The organism is Paenibacillus sp. (assembly GCF_035645195.1).
Lineage (GTDB): Bacteria > Bacillota > Bacilli > Paenibacillales > YIM-B00363 > Paenibacillus_AE.
Window position 1 is genome coordinate 174,064 of record NZ_DASQNA010000022.1, and the last position, 15,838, is coordinate 189,901.

The window sequence follows — 15,838 nt, forward strand, 5'->3', positions numbered from 1 at the left end:
AATTGCGTTACCCCTCACATGGCTTGATGAATGCAGCGTCCGCGCGAGCAGCGCCGCGCCTTCGGCGGGCGTCCGGCCGGACGGCTCCGCCGCGAAGCGAAGCTCCGGATAACGGGCGGCGAGCGAGCGCCGGAACGCATCGCGGAACGTCTTCGACGACCGGAAAACGGAGCCGGCGAACGCCATCTCCTCCGCGGCGAAGCGCGGATGGCGGTCGAGCAGCGCGGCGGCGGTGGCGGCGAGCGCCGAAGCTTCGCCGCGCACGATCTCGGCCGCGACGGCGTCGCCCCGCTCGCACGCGTCGATCGCGATCCGGGCGAACGCGGCGATATCGGCCTTCGCGATGGAAGGGCCGTAAATATAGGCTTTAAGCTCGGTAATGTCCTTGAACGCGTACGAGCGCAAAATCGACGGCACGATGTCCGTCGAACCGACGGCGCCGTCGTAGGCGGCCATCGCCGCCTTCAGCGTCCGGACGCCGATGGCGTAGCCGCTGCCTTCGTCGCCGAGCAGATGGCCCCAGCCGCCGGCGCGGCGGCGCGTGCCGTCCGGCTCGACGCCGTACACGATCGAGCCGGTGCCGGAGACGGCGAGCAGCCCGTGCGCTCGCCCGAGCGCCGCCATCAGCGAAATTTCCGCTTCGGATAAGAACGATACGGGCGCATGAGAAGCGCCGATGCGCTGCAGGAAGCCGGCAACCGCCCCGCGGAACGGCGCCTCCTCGGCGTCGGAGGCGACGCCGGAGAGACCGAGGCAGATGCCTCCCACCCTCAACCCCCGTACGCCATCGGCGCCGGCGATCGTTTCCATTAAGGAGACAAGCTCGCGCACGGCGGCGCCTTCGCCGACCGCGTGCGGATTCGTCGAAGCGCCGGCCGCTCGGCAGAGCGTCCGCCCGTCTTCGCCGACCGCCGCCAGTTCGGTTTTCGTGCCGCCGCCGTCGACGCCGATGTAATACGCCATGCGACTTCCCCCTGCCAACGTTTGACTTGAGTATAAGGGATCGTGTCAGGTTTGTAAAATAAAATTTCATGATTAAAAATTTATGTTGAAATAATGTTTCACGACTCCTATAATGGGGTCAACCGAATCTTTCGGAAGCGGTATCAACACTGACGGGATATGTCAGCATTGACTTTCGAAAGGATGAAAATATTGAGGGGGGTGAAGAGTTTGAACGGCGGGTTGGTCCGGTTAAGAGAACTCATAGATCAAGTGAATCCATCCGAGCGGAAAGTGGCGGCGTACATTTTGGAACACCCACACGAGATGATCGAGCAGTCCGTCGCTCAGCTCGCGGCGAACAGCGGCGCCAGCCAAGCGGCGATCGTCAGGCTGTGCAAATCGCTCGGCGTGAAGAGCTACCAGGAACTGAAGCTGAAGGTGGCCGGCGACCTGCAGGAGCAGCGGCAGAGCGAGGCGGACACGGGCTACCGGGACATCCGGCCGAACGACTCGATCGAAGCGATCATTAGGAACGTATCGGACAACAACATCCAATCGATTCGCGACACCGTCAAAATTCTCGACGCCGCAGCGTTGGAGCGGGCGGTGGCCGCTCTAGACGGAGCGAAGCGCATCTTCTTCTTCGGCGTCGGCGCGTCGAATTTGATCGCGATGGACGCGCAGCAGAAGTTTCTGCGCATCAACAAGACGAGTCTGTCGTTCCCGGATCCGCACGTGCAGCTGACGTCGGCGGTGACGATGACGCCGGAGGACGCGGCGGTCGGCATTTCGTATTCGGGCGAAACGAGGGAAATCGTGCGCGCGCTTTCGATCGCGAAGGAGCACGGCAGCCGGACGATCAGCATTACGAAGTACGGCGACAACGCCGTCAGCCGGACGGCGGACATCCCGCTGTTCACCTCTTCGTCCGAGACGGAAATTCGCAGCGGCGCCATGGCGTCCCGGATTTCGCAGCTCAACGTCATCGATATTTTGTACATCGGCGTGGCCAGTCGGAATTACGAGAAGTCGGTGCAGTACCTCGAAGAAAGCCGCCGGGCGATTCGGCAAGGGTAGGCAAGCAGGGGAGAGAACGAGCATTCGGAGAGCCGGATGCGACTACACTTGGGAGGAATGAAACGATGAAGAAAATGATGTTCATGCTCATCGCGCTCATGACGGTCGTCACGACGGCCTGCAGCAGCGGCGGCGGCAACGCCGGCAACACCGGCAACGCCGGCACGGGCGGAGACGCGCCGTCGGAAGGCGCCGCTCCGGCGGAAACGGCCGCGCCGAAGGAAGATACGATCACGGTTTGGACGTATCCGGTGCACGCGACGTACGAGGACGATCTGAAGGAGCTCATCGCGGACTTCACGGCGGCGAACCCGCACATTAAGGTCGAGTACGAAATGCTCTCTTGGGCGGAAGGACCGAAAAAATTCGACGTGGCGCTCAACTCGGGCAACCCGCCGGATCTGTACTTCCACAGCGTCGACGGCCAGTACGTCGCTTCCGGTCTCGCGCTGCAGCTCGACGAATATCTGACGGACGAAATTAAGAACGACTACCTCCCGGGGACGCTGGAGCTCGGCCAAATCCAAGGCAAGCAATACGGTCTCCCGATTTACCAATACCAGTGGGCGTGGGGCGGCAACAAGCGCATCCTGGAAGAAGCAGGCATCGACTGGAAAAAGATTCAGCAGGAAGGCTGGACGTGGTCCGAGTTCCTCGAAGCGGCGAAGAAGCTCGGCAAGGATCTCCCGGACGGCGGGAAGCAGTACGCGCTCGTCACGGACGGCAACGGCGCGAACAACGATTTCATCGAGCTCTTGTCGCGCAACAACGGCATCCCGGACGTGCTCGACAAAGACGGCAACTTCCAATTTAACGACGAAAGAATCGTAGAAACGCTCCAATTCATCCAAACGATGCTGAACGAAGGCATCATGCCTCCGGAAACGGCGGCGCTCGACGCGAAGACGCGGACGGAGATGTTCTATGCGGGTCAAGCGGCTATCATTTCTAAGGCGATTCCTTATTACGACGTAATTATTCAAAACCGCAACAACGACATCGACGCCGGCAAAATTCAAGGCGAGAAAATCGACTTCGTGCTGCTGCCGGTGCCGCACAACGACGACGCCCAGCCGCAGACGGTCATGGGCGGCGAAGGCTACGTGGCGTTCCGTCAGAAGAACGACAAAGGCGCCGAGCACGCGAAGAACACGTTCCTCGTCATGGAGGCGCTCAGCGGCGCGAAAGCGGGCAACTCCGCGAACGAGCTGTGCCTGCCGTTCGTCCGCCAGTCGCAAGCCGAGCTGTTCGCGGGCAAAGGCAAAGCGAACCCGGATAACCTCGCCGCGGCCGACGCGATGGCGGCGAACCGCGCCGAAGTCGTGGTGCTGAGCCTGGACGATGCGACGGCGGCGAAGATGAAGCAGTTCAAGGAACAAGTGCTGAAACCGAATATGCAGGCGCTGTACGCCAGCGAGAAGTCTCCGGAGGATATCGCGGAGGAGTTCAAATCGAGAGGGCAGAGCCTCTTCGGGCAGTAATCGTTTCCGACGGGAAGCGTGTGCGATCCTGACACGGGTCCGCGCTTCCCTTTCTTGTCTGGCCTTAGCGTGCCGGCAAGCAGCAAGCCGAGGGGGAGTTCATCATGCAACAAGCGAAATGGACCCGGTTCATCCGGGACTACGGTTGGGCGTATTTGTTTATTTTGGCGCCGGTGCTGCTGTTCGTGACGTTTACGCTGTACCCGGTGTTATCCGCGTTTCTTATGAGCTTTCAGCAGTACAACATTATGAATTCGACGTGGATCGGTCTCGACAATTACGAGCGCATGATTTCCGATTCGATCTTCTGGAAATCGATGCGCAACACGGTCATTTTCACGGTCGCCACGGTGCCCGTCAACATCGTCATTACGTTCGTGCTCGCTTACTTCATCTATCGCATGCGGCAATCGGCCCAAACGTTCTTCAAAGCGGTGCTGTACTTGCCTACGGTCGCCTCGGGCGTGACGATTTCGATCGTCTGGCTCGCGATTTTCGACCCGACGCAGGGCGGGCTGCTCAACCAGCTGCTGGCTTGGTTCGGCTTCGACCCGGTCATCTGGCTCGGGAAATCGAAGACCGCGCTGTTCTCGCTCATTCTCATGAACTGGCTCGGCTCCCACGGAGCGGGCATCATCCTGTACCTGGCCGCGATGGGCGGCATTCCGAAGTCGCTGTACGAAGCGGCCGACATCGACCACGCGAGCGGGTGGACCCAGTTTACGAAAATTACGTGGCCGCTGCTGAAGCCGACCACCTTATATTTGCTCGTTACGGGCGTCATCACGTCGTTCCAGGTGTTTATCGCTGTCTATTTGATGACGCAGGGCGGCCCGAACTTCGCTACGTCGACGATCGCGTACTTGATCTACGATACCGCGTTCAAGTTTTATGATTTCGGTCTCGCTTCCGCGCAGTCGTTCGTGCTCGCCGGGCTGATCATTATCGTATCGGTCATCCAGTTCAAAGCGTTCTCGAGCGATATCGAGTATTAAGGAGGGGACACGATGCAATCGTATTCGCGATCGAAGATGTTGTTGCTTGCCTTGGCTGTCGTGACCCTCGGCTTCTGGGTGGTCATTACGGTCGTTCCGCTGTATTGGATGTTGATCGGTTCGTTCCAGGACAGCTCTATGTCCGCGACGTTCAGGCCGCAAATGTGGCCGGCCCAATGGTCCGTCGCTCCGTACGAACGCTTTTTCGATAAAACGCAGGCGTGGCGCTGGCTGTTCAACTCGTTCCTCGTCTCCAGCATCTTGACCGTGTCGAACGTGCTGCTCGCTTCGCTGGCCGGCTACGCGTTCGCGAAGCTGAAGTTTCCCGGACGGAACGGCATCTTCTGGATGCTGCTCATGACGATGATGATTCCGGCGCAGGTGACGCTCATTCCGCTGTACATTCTCGTCATCAACGTGTTCGACCTCGGCAACACGTATCTGGCGATCGTGCTGCCGACGCTCGTCAGCGTCGGGAACATCTTCTTGATGAAGCAATACATGTCCACCCTGCCTTCGTCGCTTATCGCCGCGGCGCGCATCGACGCCTGCAGCGAATTCGGCATCTTCTGGCGCGTCATCCTGCCGATGGCGAAGCCGGGGCTCGCGGTGCTCGCCATCTTCACGTTCGTCGCGTCGTGGAACGATTTCTTCTGGCCGCTGCTCGTGACGAACTCGGACAGCATGCGCACGATCCAGATCGGCCTCGCGTCGTTCGTATTCTCGGAATCGACCGACTTCGGCGCCATCATGGCGGGGGCGACGATCGGCGCGCTGCCGATGATCATTTTGTTTTTCTCGCTGCAAAAGTACTTCCTGCAAGGCATTACGATCGGTGCGGTGAAAGGATAGGGGGACGGGGAAATGGCACGCGTAGAATTCAGAAACGTACGCAAAGAGTATACGGACGAGAAGAAAGGGACGTTCACGGCGGTCGCCGGTTCCGACTTCGTCATTCAAGATAAAGAGTTCGTCGTATTCGTCGGCCCGTCGGGCTGCGGCAAAACGACGTCGCTGCGCATGATCGCGGGCCTCGAGCGCCAAACGAGCGGAGACATTCTGATCGGGGACCGCGTCGTGAACGATCTGCACCCGAAGGATCGCGACATCGCGATGGTGTTCCAGGATTACGCGCTGTACCCGCATATGACGATTCGCGAAAACTTGTCGTTCGGGCTGCGCAATTTGAAGCGGCCGAAGGCGGAGATCGAGGCGAAGGTGAACAATGCCGCGTCGATCCTCGGGCTCGAACCGCTGCTCGAGCGCAAACCGCGCGAGCTGTCCGGCGGGCAGCGGCAGCGCGTCGCCGTCGGCCGCGCCATCGTGCGCGACCCGCAGGTGTTCCTGTTCGACGAGCCGCTGTCGAACTTAGACGCGAAGCTGCGCGTGCAGATGCGCGTCGAGCTGTCCGAGCTGCACAAGCGGCTCGGCGCGACGATCGTGTACGTCACGCACGACCAAGTGGAGGCGATGACGCTCGGCGAGCGGATCGTCGTCATGAACCAAGGCGTCATCCAGCAGATCGCGTCGCCGACGGAGCTGTACGCGAAGCCGGCGAACTTGTTCGTGGCCGGATTCATCGGGTCGCCGGCGATGAATTTCGTCGACGCGCAGGTGGAGAACGGCCGGATCGTCATCGAAGGCGCGGCATTCGACTTGCCGAATCGGGCCGCCGAAGCGCTCTCGAAGTATCGCGGCAAGCGGATCGTTCTCGGCATTCGCCCGGAGCATATTTACGGGGACGACTTTACGCTGCACGTGCCGAAGGATTATACGCTGACGCGGCAGGTGTCGCTCGTCGAGCATCTCGGCTCCGAAAACTTGGCGTACTTCAAGATTGGCGCGCGCACGGTGACGGCGAAGCTGCATCCGGAGACGCATATTTTCCAAGGCCAGACGAAAACGTTCGTCATCGACATGAGCAAAGCGCATTATTTCGATCCGGAGACGGAGGCGCGCATCGAGGCGTAACCGCCGGGCGCGCGGCTTGCCGCGATTCGCGGCCGGAAGGGCCAAATGGCTTTAGGAGGAGGATGGACATGAGCAAACGGGGAGGGCTCGGCGAGGTGTTGGTGCGGACCGGCCGGGATTTGTACCACGAGATCGTCCGGGTGGCGGGCTACAGCCTGCTCAGCTCGGCGGTGCTGCTGCCGCTCTTATTCTTCGTACCGACGACGATCGCGCTGGCGCTGCTGCCGGCGCTGTACGCGCCGCTCGTGTACGGCGTCATCGCCGCGTTCCACCGCCGGGCGGAAGGGAAGCCGTGGGGCGTGAGGACGGTGCTCGCCGAGGCGGCGCGCGGCTTCGGGCCCGCGGCCGTGTTCGGGCTGCTGCTGGCGGCGCTCGCCGGCATTCTCGTCTCGTCGTGGTGGTATTACGGCGGACAGGACGGCGTGCTGCCGCTGACGCTCGCCGTGTTTCAGACGTATTTCGTCGCGATGGCGCTCGTCAGCCAGTTTTACACGCTGCCGTTAGTCATTAGCGGCCGCTGCGGGGTGTTCCGGGCGATGGGCGAGAGCGCGAAGCTGTTTTTCCGGCATCCGGGGTATACGGTCGGCGCGTTCCTGCAGTTCGTCGTCGTGACGATCGCGCTGCTGGCGACGCTCGTCGGCTTCGGCGTGTTGTGGGCGGGGACGATCGGCTTGTTCCTGCAGAAAGCGGCGGCGAACGTGCTGGAGCCGGAGGACGAAGGCGCGGCGCAGGAGGAGACGACATGCCTAGGGTCGTAACGGGTCTTGCGCGGCTGGCGCGGGACGGGGATCGTCGGTTGGCCGGGAAGCGCGTGGGGCTCATTACGAACCCGACGGGCGTAACAGCCGAGCTCCGCACGGCGGTCGACGTCTGCCGCGAGCTGCCGGGCGTCCGGCTGACCGCGCTGTTCGCGTGCGAGCATGGCCTCAACGGCGAACGGCAGGCGGGCGTTCGGTTCGAGGACGGCGTACATCCGGCGCTGGGCATTCCGGTTTACAGCTTGTACGGGCCGCGCAAAGCGCCGGACGCCGCGACGCTCGCGGACGTCGATGCGGTGCTGTTCGACATGCAAGATTTGGGACTGCGGTTTTATACGTACGGCTCTACCTTGGTGTACGTCATGAGAGCGTGCGCGGAGCATGGCGTTCCGCTGTTCGTGCTCGACCGGCCGAACCCGCTCGGCGGGCTGCGGGTCGAGGGCGGGCTGCTTCGGCCCGGGTTCGAATCGATGGTCGGCGCGTGGCCGATGCCGGTGAAGACGGGCATGACGATCGGGGAGACGGCGCTGATGGCGAACGACGCGCTCGGGATCGGCTGCGACGTCCGCGTCGTGCCGATGGAGGGCTGGCCGCGCGCGATGGAGTTTCCGGAGACGGGACTCCCGTGGATGCTGCCTTCCCCGAATATTCCGACGATCGAAACGGCCCGCGCGTACGCGGGCACTTGTTTTTTCGAGGGCACGAACGTCTCGGAGGGGCGCGGAACGACGCGTCCGTTCGAATGGATCGGCGCGCCGTGGTTCGACGGACGGAAGGTCGCTGACGCGATGAACGCGCTGCGGCTGCCGGGCGTCCGGTTCCACCCGGTCTATGCGACGCCGACGTTCTCGAAGCATGCGGGCGAGCTGTGCGGGGGCGTTCGGCTGTTCGTGACGGAGCCGGCGGCGTACGAGGCGGTGCGCACCGGATTGACGCTTCTCCACACGGTCGCGCGGCTTCATCCGGACGCGTTCGCGTGGCTGCCGCCGTTCCGGGACGGGATGCGGCCGTTCATCGACCTGCTCGCGGGCGGGGAGGACGTTCGGCTGTCCGTCGCGGAGGAAGCAGGGCTGCATCGCGTGCTGGAAGCGTGGGCGCGGGACGCGGACATATGGACGGAGCGGCGGAAGCCGTTTTTATTGTATTGAGGGATCGGATTCGGGCGTTAGAGGAGTTGGGGGATATGAAACGAGTCAACGCGGAGACGCTGCTGTCGGGCATGACGCTGCGGGATAAGATCGGGCAGCTGCTGCTCGTCGGCTTCCACGGGACGGACGTGACCGACGAGCTGCGCTCGCTCATCGCCGAGGCGCGGGTCGGCGGCGTCATTTTGTTCGCGCGCAACGTCGAGTCGCCTGCACAGGTGGCGCGGCTGACGGCGTCGCTGCAGCGCATCGCCGAAGAAGCGGGCTTGCCGCCGCTGTGGATCTCGATCGATCAAGAAGGGGGCATGGTGGCGCGGTTGACGGAAGGCGTCGCCCTCATGCCCGGAGGAATGGCGCTCGGCGCGACGGGCGATCCGTCGTGCGCGTACGAGGCGGCGTACGTCTCCGGGAAGGAGCTGCGCGCGCTCGGCATCAACATGAACTACGCGCCGGTGCTCGATGTGAACAACAACGCGGCGAATCCGGTCATCGGCGTGCGCTCGTACGGCGAAGATCCGGAGCGCGTCGCGGCGTTCGGCGTCCAGGCGATCCGCGGGTACGCGGACGCGGGCGTCGCGGCGACGGCGAAGCATTTCCCCGGGCACGGGGACACGAGCGTCGATTCGCACCTCGCCTTGCCCGTCGTCGGCCACGACCGGGAGCGGCTCGAGCGCGTCGAGCTCGCGCCGTTCCGGCGGGCGATCGAGGAAGGCGTCGACTTGATCATGACCGCGCATATCCACTTCCCCGCGATCGAGCCGAACGGCCTGCCGGCGACGCTGTCGCCCGCGGCGCTGACGGGCCTCCTGCGCGAGGAGCTTGGCTATGAGGGCGTCATCACGACCGATTGCATGGAAATGAAGGCGATCGCCGACACGTACGGCACCGTGGAAGCGTCGGTGCTCGCCGTCGCGGCGGGGGCGGATCAAGTGCTGATCAGCCATACGGAGTCGCTGCAGCGCGGGGCGCTTGCGGCGATCGAGGCGGCGGTCGCGAGCGGCCGGCTCCGCGCGGAGGCGATCGAGGCGTCGGCGCTGCGCTCGCTCCGGCTGAAGCTGGCGCGGGGGCTGTGGGCGCCGGCGGCGGCGCCGCTCGCGGACGTCGGCTGCGCGGCGCACCTGGACAGCGCGCGCCGCATCAGCGAGCGGAGCGTCACGCTCGTGCGCTGCGCGCGCGAGGCGCTGCCGCTTCGGCGCGGGCCGACGCTCGCCGTCACCGTCGCCGGCGGCGCGCTCACGATCGCCGACGAGTCGGTGCAGCCGTCCGTCACCCTCGGCTCGGCGCTACGCGCGCTCGGGCTCGAGGACTGCCGCGACGTCGTCGTCGAGACGTCGCCGTCCGACGAGAGCATCGCGCGGGCGGTCGCGGCGGCGCGCGAGGGCGGCTGGTCGCAGCTCGTCGTCGGCGTCTATAATGCCGCGTTCCATCCGGCGCAGGCGCGGCTCGTGCGCGGGCTGCGGGAGGCGGCGGCTTCGGCGGCCGTTCCGCTCGTCGTCGTCGCGCTGCGCAACCCGTACGACCTGGCGCTGTTCCCGGACGCCGACGCGCTCGTCGCGGCGTACGAGAACCGCCCGCTGTCGCTCGCGAGCGCCGCGAAGGCGCTGCTCGGCCTGACGCCGTTCCGCGGCGCGCTGCCGGCGGCGATCAGCGAAGCGTACCCGGCCGGCTGGAGGTGGGGCGGCGCATGATCGAAGCATATGTTGCGAAGCGCTCCCGCCTCGTCGTCGGCCTCATGTCCGGCACGTCGCTCGACGGCATCGACGCGGCGATCGTGCGCATCGAGGGCAGCGGCGCCGCCACGAAGGCGGAGCTCGTCGGCTTCTCGAGCCGGCCGTACGACGCCGCGCTGCGGGAGCGGCTGAAGGAGCTGTGCTCCGTCGAGCGGTCCGACGTCGCTGCGCTGTGCGGGATGAATTTTTACCTCGCCGAGACGTTCGCGGACGCCGCGCTGGCCGCGGTCGCCGAGGCGGGACTCGCGATGGCGGACATCGACCTCGTCGCGTCGCACGGGCAGACGGTGTGGCACATCCCGGCGGCGGCGCCGGATGACCCGTTCGTCCCGCGCTCGACGCTGCAGATCGGCGACCTGTCCGTGCTCGCGAAGCGGACCGGCGCGCTCGTCGTCGGCGATTTCCGCCCGGCGGACATGGCCGTCGGCGGGCAGGGCGCGCCGCTGACGCCGTACGGCGATTATTTGCTGTTCCGCAGCGAGACGGAGGGCCGGCTCGTGCAGAACGTCGGCGGCATCGGCAACTGCGCCGCCATCCCGGCGAACGCGCGGCCGGAGGACGTGTTCGCGTTCGACACCGGCCCCGGCAACATGGTCATCGACCAGACCGTCGTGAGTCTGACCGGCGGGGCGCGGACGTATGACGACGGCGGCGCTTGGGCGGCCGAGGGCCGCGCCGACGACGCGCTCGTCGACGAACTGCTGCGGCATCCGTACTTCGAGCTGCCGCCGCCGAAAACGACCGGCCGCGAGCTGTTCGGCAAGGCGTATACCGAGGCGTTCCTCGCCCGGGCGCGGGAGCGCGGCCTCGCGGACGCCGACATCGTCGCCACGGCGACGGCGTTCACGGCGCGCTCGATCGCGCACGCGTACCGCCGCGACGTGTTCCCGCGCTGCGCCGTCGGCGAAGTGATCGTGACGGGCGGCGGGGCGCACAACCGGACGCTGCTGCGCATGCTATCGGAGCTGCTGCCGGCGCAGCGCGTCACGAATTCGCAGGCGCTCGGCTTCAACGACGACGCGAAGGAGGCGCTCATCTTCGCCGTCCTCGGCAACGACTTCATGCACGCGGTCGCCAACAATTTGCCGTCGGCGACGGGCGCCGCCCGGCCGACCGTCATGGGCAAGCTGGCGCTGCCTTGGTGAGCGCGAATTGACCGGGACAAAATGTATCGTTCATAATAGCGGTACATCATGCGAGAAGGGGAGAGCCGATGGAAATCAACATCCTGCAGCTCATTGAAGGGGCGAAACAAGCCCGAGGCCTCGCGGTCATCATCGACGTGTTCCGGGCGTTCTCTACGGCTTGCTACGTGACGGAGCGGGGCGCGGCGGCGATCGTGCCGGTCGGCGACATCGAGATCGCTTACCGGCTCAAGCGCGAACATCCGTCATACATTCTGATGGGGGAGCGCGGCGGCATCGTGCAGCCGGGGTTCGATCTCGGCAATTCGCCGACGCACGCGGAGCGGTTCGACTTCGCCGGCCGCACCGTCGTCCATACGACGAGCGCGGGCACGCAGGGCATCGCGAACGCGGGGCTCGCCGACGAAGTGATTACCGGCAGCTTCGTCAACGCGGGCGCGATCGCGGAATATATTCGCCGCCGCAATCCCGAGCGCGTGTCGCTCGTGTGCATGGGGCTCGGCGGGACGAAGACGGCGGACGAGGATACGCTGTGCGCCGAATATTTGAAGAACGCGCTGGAAGGCAAGCCGAACGATTTCGAGCGCATCGTGCGGTATTTGCGCGACGAGAGCCGCACCGGCAGCTTTATGGATCTGCAGGGAGAAGCGTCCGAGGCGTCCGCGCCGAAAACCGATTTCGAACGATGCCTCGCGCTCGACCGGTTCGGCTTCGTGCTGAAGGTCGAGCCGTTCGGGGACGATTTGAAGCAGTTGAAGAAAATCGCGGTGTTCGAGTAAGCGAAGCGCGCATGCGCGCGCGGAGAGCCCTTGCCAAGCCGGCAGGGGCTGTTTGCGTTGGAGTGAATAGGGAATCCGTGAATCGGTGAATCGGTGAATCCGTTCGTCAATCCCCTTTTAACAATCCGAGCTCTTTCGCCTGCTCCTCCGTCAGCACGAATTCCTCGTTCGGCCACAGCTCGTCCTCGTCGTCGCGGCCGAACCACGGCTTCATGCGGCTCCACAGCCCTTTTTCCATCGCTTCTTGCAGCGTAAGGATCACTTTCATCAGACGGTCCTCCAGGTAGGGGTTTGCGCGCATTTGTGTACAAGTCGGGTGTTTATCCACAAGGTTATGAACAATTTTCACATCCGGGACTTTAGTCGTTGTGGGTAATGGTAAAAAAATCGTCTACATATCCACAGGTTTGTTCATCAACAGGAAAGAACGGCACGAATGCACGGCACATCAGCAGTTTCGAAGAGTAATGTCTATTCTATCCACAGAGTTAGTCACAAATTCCACAATTCGGCTGCGAATGCCTGTCCTTGGCGAGCGCCGGACGTTGTGGACATATCCACAGTTTCGATTATCCACAGCTTTGCGCGGATTGAGCGGTTGTCCGACCGAAGCCGTAGACGAGGCATCCTTCGCCGCATTATAGTAGGGGGAAAGACGGACGTGCGGGAGGCAACGGTATGACCGAGGTAGGGGAACACGCGAAAGGGATCGCCATCGCGCTCGTCGGCCCTGTGGAAATCGTGGAACGGATGATGCGAGTGATCCGGTCGTTTCCGTCGTTCCGGCCGGTGCCGGTCGCCTTCGAGCGGCGGGAGGAAGCGGCGGAGCGGATCGCATCGGTGCGGGACGAGGTGGAGGTCGTTTTGGCGGCCGGTTTGGAGCCGGTGCGCAAGGGGCAGCTGCTGCCCACGTCTTCAAGCGTCCCGATCCATTACTTGCCCCCGACGGGCGCGGGGGTATACCGCGCGCTGCTGCGGGTGCAGCGGTATTACGGATTGGAGGGCGGGTTTTCCGTGGACGGCTTGTCCAGAACGGTCGTCGAACGGACGCTCCGCGAGCTGGAGCTGGGGCTCGGGTCCGGCGCCGTCTTCGTCGAGGAGTTCCGAGGCTCCGCGTACGCGTCGACGGAGGAGCTGGCGGCGTTCCATGCGGAATCGCACCGGGCGGGACGGACGGCGGTGGCGCTTACGGGCTCGAAGGCCGTCGCGGAGCGCCTGACGGCGCTCGGCGTGCCGAACGAGTGGGTCGTGCCGCTCGATCAAGATATTACGGTGGCGCTCGAACGCGCGCTGCTGTCCACCGAAACGCGGCGGAGCAAGGAGTCGCAAATCGTCGTCGGACTCATTAACGTGGACGACTTCGGCAAGCTCGTCCGCCAGCGGTCGTCCGAGCACGACGTGCAGCGGCTGAAGCTGGACATCCACCGGACGCTGCTCGATTACGTCGAGTCGCTGAACGGCTATTTGACGCATCTCGGAGGGGACGAGTATTTGTTCTTCACGACACGGGGCGTGTTCGAGCGCGAAACGCTCGGCTACAAGTCCGTGCCGCTCGCCCGGGACGCGTACCGCGCGCTGGGGCTGTCGCTCAGCATCGGCATCGGCTTCGGGCAGTCCGCGAACGAAGCCGGCACGCACGCGCGCCTGGCGCTCGGCCATGCGAAGCAGGCCGGCGGCAACGCCTGCTTCATCGTCCGCGAGGACCGGGCCTTGATCGGTCCGCTCGAGATGGCCGATCCGGTCGAGTACGATTTGTCGCTGACCGATCCCGCCCTGCTCGAGCGGGCGGAGCAGGCCGGCATGACGCGGCCGTACGTGGCGAAGCTGATGGCCGCCGCGGCGCGCCAAGGGCGGCTGGAGTTCAACGTGCAGGAGCTGGCGCAGCTGCTCGGCATTACGGTGCGGAGCACGCATCGGCTGCTGCTCGAGTGGATCGACGCCGGCTTGATCGAGGTGACCGGCATGGAGAAGGTAGGCCGCGGCCGGCCGCGGCAGCGGTTCCGGCTCGCGTTCCTCGCGGACCGGGCCAAGCAGGAATGAGGCGCTTCGCTCGGAGGGCGTAAAACCGCGCGGCCTAACTATAAAATTGGTAGTTGTTCTTCCCCTTCGATTTCGCTCGGTACATCGCCGCATCGGCTTGTTTGATTCGCGCTTCGGCGTCCGCCGAGTCGTGCGCGCGGAACGAAATCCCGATACTGGGCGTGAGCGCGACGAGTTCGCCATTCAGGTCGATCGGCATGCTCAACGCATGCAGGATGGTTTCAGCGGCGCGGGTGACGGTATCCTCCGTAGCTTCCTTCAACATGAACGTGAACTCGTCGCCCGCCAACCGGGCGGCCATCCCGTCCTTCCCCGCGCTATCCTCCAACCGTTGCGCGACGATTTGCAGGACGGCGTCGCCGGCGTCGTGGCCGAGCGTGTCGTTCACTTGTTTGAAGCCGTCCAGATCGATGAACATGACCGCGACATCGGCGGCTTCGGATGACGGCTCCGCCAACGCTTCGCTCAACCGGGCGATAAACAACCTTCTATTCGGCAGACCCGTTAACGGGTCGTGAAAGGCGAGACGATGCATCAATTGCTCTGCCCTTTTCCGATCCGTAATGTCTCGGAAGAAAATCTGAATCAGCCGCTCTCCGTCCCTGACGATCGGGATACCCATGATTTCGACCTCGATGGTTTCGCCGCTCAATTGGCGAATCCGTTCTTCCATCCACTGCGCGGGCGCGCCGGTTTCCATCATCGAGTGCCATCTCGATTTAACGAAGCTGTGGCAGTCGGGATGAACAAAATCCAATATATTTTTGCCCACGATATCCTCGGCCGTCCTTGCGCCTAAGATGCTGACGCACGCCGGATTGACGAATCGAATGACGCCGATATGATGGATGGCGATCGCGATCGGCGCGAGCTCGACCAATTGCCGATACCGTTGTTCGCTCTCTTGAAGCTTGCGGGTATATCGTTCGTCCTGCATCGCGGCGATCACGAGCGTCAATAAAATCAGGCTGACGAACGAGCCGATGATCAATGCAATAATGCCGTGCGATATGCCGTACTGAGGGCCGTCCCCGGATACAAGCTGCGGATGGGCGTGCCAACGGATCGCCTTCATGCCTGTGTAATGCGTCAGCGTTATCGAAAGTCCCAGCAGCACGGACGCGTACACGGTATAGCGTTGTTTTCCATCATTTTCAGAATGAAACAAAACTCGGAATACGATGAAGGACATGGTCATCGCCACGGCGATGGAAGCGGTAAAGAGCAAAGGGTCGTAGCTCATGCTCGCGTCCGCGGCCATGGCTTCCATGGCCAAGTAATGCATGCCGGTGATCGCTGCGGCCATGCAACCGCTGCTTAGGTACTGAGCGGCTTTCCTTCGGCGTTTCGCGTGTATGAACCAAAACGACAACATGGCGCAGAATACGCCGAAGAGAAAAGAAAACGTGAGCAGCCCCAAATCATATGTAACCGTCGTATCCAAGTGGTAAGCGAGCATGCCGATAAAATGCATTGACCATATGCCGGCTCCGACGACGAAAGAGGACGAGAGCAAAAACACGAGTCGGTTGCGTACTCGCCCCGCCCGGTACCGGGAGAGCAGATAAAGAGCCGCATAAGAGGCAAACGTTCCGACGATCAGCGATAGAATGACTAGAGGAATATGAAAATGACCCGTTAACTGCTGCGTTCCATCCATCGCGTCGATTCCTTTCCTTGTCTTCGATTGGGTGCGTTCGGCGATATTCATTACTTTCGGGCAACCGGACGGTTCCTATACTCGCCAGCCGGTATCGGCGCCGCGAAGGATG

The 15,838-nt window shown here is 63.4% G+C and carries 13 protein-coding genes and 1 pseudogene; 11 read left to right on the plus strand and 3 right to left on the minus strand.

What is annotated here, in order from left to right; genetic code table 11:
- Window positions 1-54: 54 nt before the first annotated feature.
- Window positions 55-963, minus strand: a pseudogene (locus VE009_RS12260) (N-acetylglucosamine kinase); the annotation flags it as partial.
- 210 nt (window positions 964-1,173) lie between these two features.
- Here VE009_RS12260 and VE009_RS12265 point away from each other — a divergent pair.
- The 10 genes from VE009_RS12265 to VE009_RS12310 all read left to right on the plus strand — a co-directional run bounded on the left by VE009_RS12265 (window position 1,174) and on the right by VE009_RS12310 (window position 12,026).
- Window positions 1,174-2,022 carry a MurR/RpiR family transcriptional regulator gene (locus VE009_RS12265; protein WP_325007938.1) on the plus strand — a complete coding sequence of 283 codons (849 nt, stop codon included), beginning with the start codon at window positions 1,174-1,176 and terminating at the stop codon, window positions 2,020-2,022.
- Window positions 2,023-2,087: 65 nt separating this feature from the next.
- Window positions 2,088-3,503, plus strand: a complete 1,416-nt coding sequence (locus VE009_RS12270) for a sugar ABC transporter substrate-binding protein (RefSeq protein ID WP_325007939.1) — start codon at window positions 2,088-2,090, stop codon at window positions 3,501-3,503.
- Window positions 3,504-3,607: 104 nt separating this feature from the next.
- Window positions 3,608-4,498: a sugar ABC transporter permease gene (locus VE009_RS12275; RefSeq protein ID WP_325007940.1), complete on the plus strand. Its 891-nt coding sequence runs from the start codon at window positions 3,608-3,610 to the stop codon at window positions 4,496-4,498.
- 12 nt (window positions 4,499-4,510) lie between these two features.
- The gene (locus tag VE009_RS12280; RefSeq protein ID WP_325007941.1) at window positions 4,511-5,350 is read left to right on the plus strand and encodes a carbohydrate ABC transporter permease; all 840 of its coding nucleotides are present in this window, start codon (window positions 4,511-4,513) and stop codon (window positions 5,348-5,350) included.
- Window positions 5,351-5,362: 12 nt separating this feature from the next.
- The gene (locus VE009_RS12285; protein WP_325007943.1) at window positions 5,363-6,469 is read left to right on the plus strand and encodes a sn-glycerol-3-phosphate ABC transporter ATP-binding protein UgpC; all 1,107 of its coding nucleotides are present in this window, start codon (window positions 5,363-5,365) and stop codon (window positions 6,467-6,469) included.
- 68 nt (window positions 6,470-6,537) lie between these two features.
- Window positions 6,538-7,227, plus strand: coding sequence for a hypothetical protein (locus tag VE009_RS12290; protein ID WP_325007944.1), 690 nt, complete (start codon window positions 6,538-6,540; stop codon window positions 7,225-7,227).
- Complete coding sequence (locus VE009_RS12295; RefSeq protein ID WP_325007946.1) at window positions 7,212-8,375, plus strand: DUF1343 domain-containing protein; 1,164 nt, start codon at window positions 7,212-7,214, stop codon at window positions 8,373-8,375. Before VE009_RS12290 ends, VE009_RS12295 begins: the two co-directional genes overlap by 16 nt.
- A gap of 35 nt (window positions 8,376-8,410) precedes the next feature.
- Complete coding sequence (gene nagZ, locus VE009_RS12300; protein ID WP_325007948.1) at window positions 8,411-10,060, plus strand: beta-N-acetylhexosaminidase; 1,650 nt, start codon at window positions 8,411-8,413, stop codon at window positions 10,058-10,060.
- Window positions 10,057-11,247: an anhydro-N-acetylmuramic acid kinase gene (locus tag VE009_RS12305; protein ID WP_325007950.1), complete on the plus strand. Its 1,191-nt coding sequence runs from the start codon at window positions 10,057-10,059 to the stop codon at window positions 11,245-11,247. Before nagZ ends, VE009_RS12305 begins: the two co-directional genes overlap by 4 nt.
- A 68-nt stretch (window positions 11,248-11,315) precedes the next feature.
- The gene (locus VE009_RS12310; RefSeq protein ID WP_325007952.1) at window positions 11,316-12,026 is read left to right on the plus strand and encodes a 2-phosphosulfolactate phosphatase; all 711 of its coding nucleotides are present in this window, start codon (window positions 11,316-11,318) and stop codon (window positions 12,024-12,026) included.
- 106 nt (window positions 12,027-12,132) lie between these two features.
- Here the strand turns inward: VE009_RS12310 and VE009_RS12315 are convergent, their stop codons facing one another.
- Window positions 12,133-12,294: a hypothetical protein gene (locus tag VE009_RS12315; protein WP_325007954.1), complete on the minus strand. Its 162-nt coding sequence runs from the start codon at window positions 12,292-12,294 to the stop codon at window positions 12,133-12,135.
- Between the two features lie 410 nt (window positions 12,295-12,704).
- On the opposite strand from VE009_RS12315, the gene VE009_RS12320 reads away from it, so the two are divergent.
- Window positions 12,705-14,066 carry a hypothetical protein gene (locus VE009_RS12320; RefSeq protein WP_325007956.1) on the plus strand — a complete coding sequence of 454 codons (1,362 nt, stop codon included), beginning with the start codon at window positions 12,705-12,707 and terminating at the stop codon, window positions 14,064-14,066.
- 34 nt (window positions 14,067-14,100) lie between these two features.
- On the opposite strand, the gene VE009_RS12325 is transcribed toward VE009_RS12320, so the two are convergent.
- The gene (locus VE009_RS12325) at window positions 14,101-15,777 is read right to left on the minus strand and encodes a diguanylate cyclase domain-containing protein (protein ID WP_325007958.1); all 1,677 of its coding nucleotides are present in this window, start codon (window positions 15,775-15,777) and stop codon (window positions 14,101-14,103) included.
- Window positions 15,778-15,838: the final 61 nt, after the last annotated feature.

Coding starts and splice junctions, on each gene's coding strand:
- VE009_RS12305 (WP_325007950.1), top strand. CDS start 10,057: ATGATCGAAGCATATGTTGCGAAGCGCTCCCGCCTCGTCGTCGGCCTC.
- VE009_RS12280 (WP_325007941.1), top strand. CDS start 4,511: ATGCAATCGTATTCGCGATCGAAGATGTTGTTGCTTGCCTTGGCTGTC.
- VE009_RS12320 (WP_325007956.1), top strand. CDS start 12,705: ATGACCGAGGTAGGGGAACACGCGAAAGGGATCGCCATCGCGCTCGTC.
- nagZ (WP_325007948.1), top strand. CDS start 8,411: ATGAAACGAGTCAACGCGGAGACGCTGCTGTCGGGCATGACGCTGCGG.
- VE009_RS12275 (WP_325007940.1), top strand. CDS start 3,608: ATGCAACAAGCGAAATGGACCCGGTTCATCCGGGACTACGGTTGGGCG.
- VE009_RS12310 (WP_325007952.1), top strand. CDS start 11,316: ATGGAAATCAACATCCTGCAGCTCATTGAAGGGGCGAAACAAGCCCGA.
- VE009_RS12325 (WP_325007958.1), bottom strand. CDS start 15,777: ATGAATATCGCCGAACGCACCCAATCGAAGACAAGGAAAGGAATCGAC.
- VE009_RS12290 (WP_325007944.1), top strand. CDS start 6,538: ATGAGCAAACGGGGAGGGCTCGGCGAGGTGTTGGTGCGGACCGGCCGG.
- VE009_RS12295 (WP_325007946.1), top strand. CDS start 7,212: ATGCCTAGGGTCGTAACGGGTCTTGCGCGGCTGGCGCGGGACGGGGAT.
- VE009_RS12285 (WP_325007943.1), top strand. CDS start 5,363: ATGGCACGCGTAGAATTCAGAAACGTACGCAAAGAGTATACGGACGAG.
- VE009_RS12270 (WP_325007939.1), top strand. CDS start 2,088: ATGAAGAAAATGATGTTCATGCTCATCGCGCTCATGACGGTCGTCACG.
- VE009_RS12315 (WP_325007954.1), bottom strand. CDS start 12,294: ATGAAAGTGATCCTTACGCTGCAAGAAGCGATGGAAAAAGGGCTGTGG.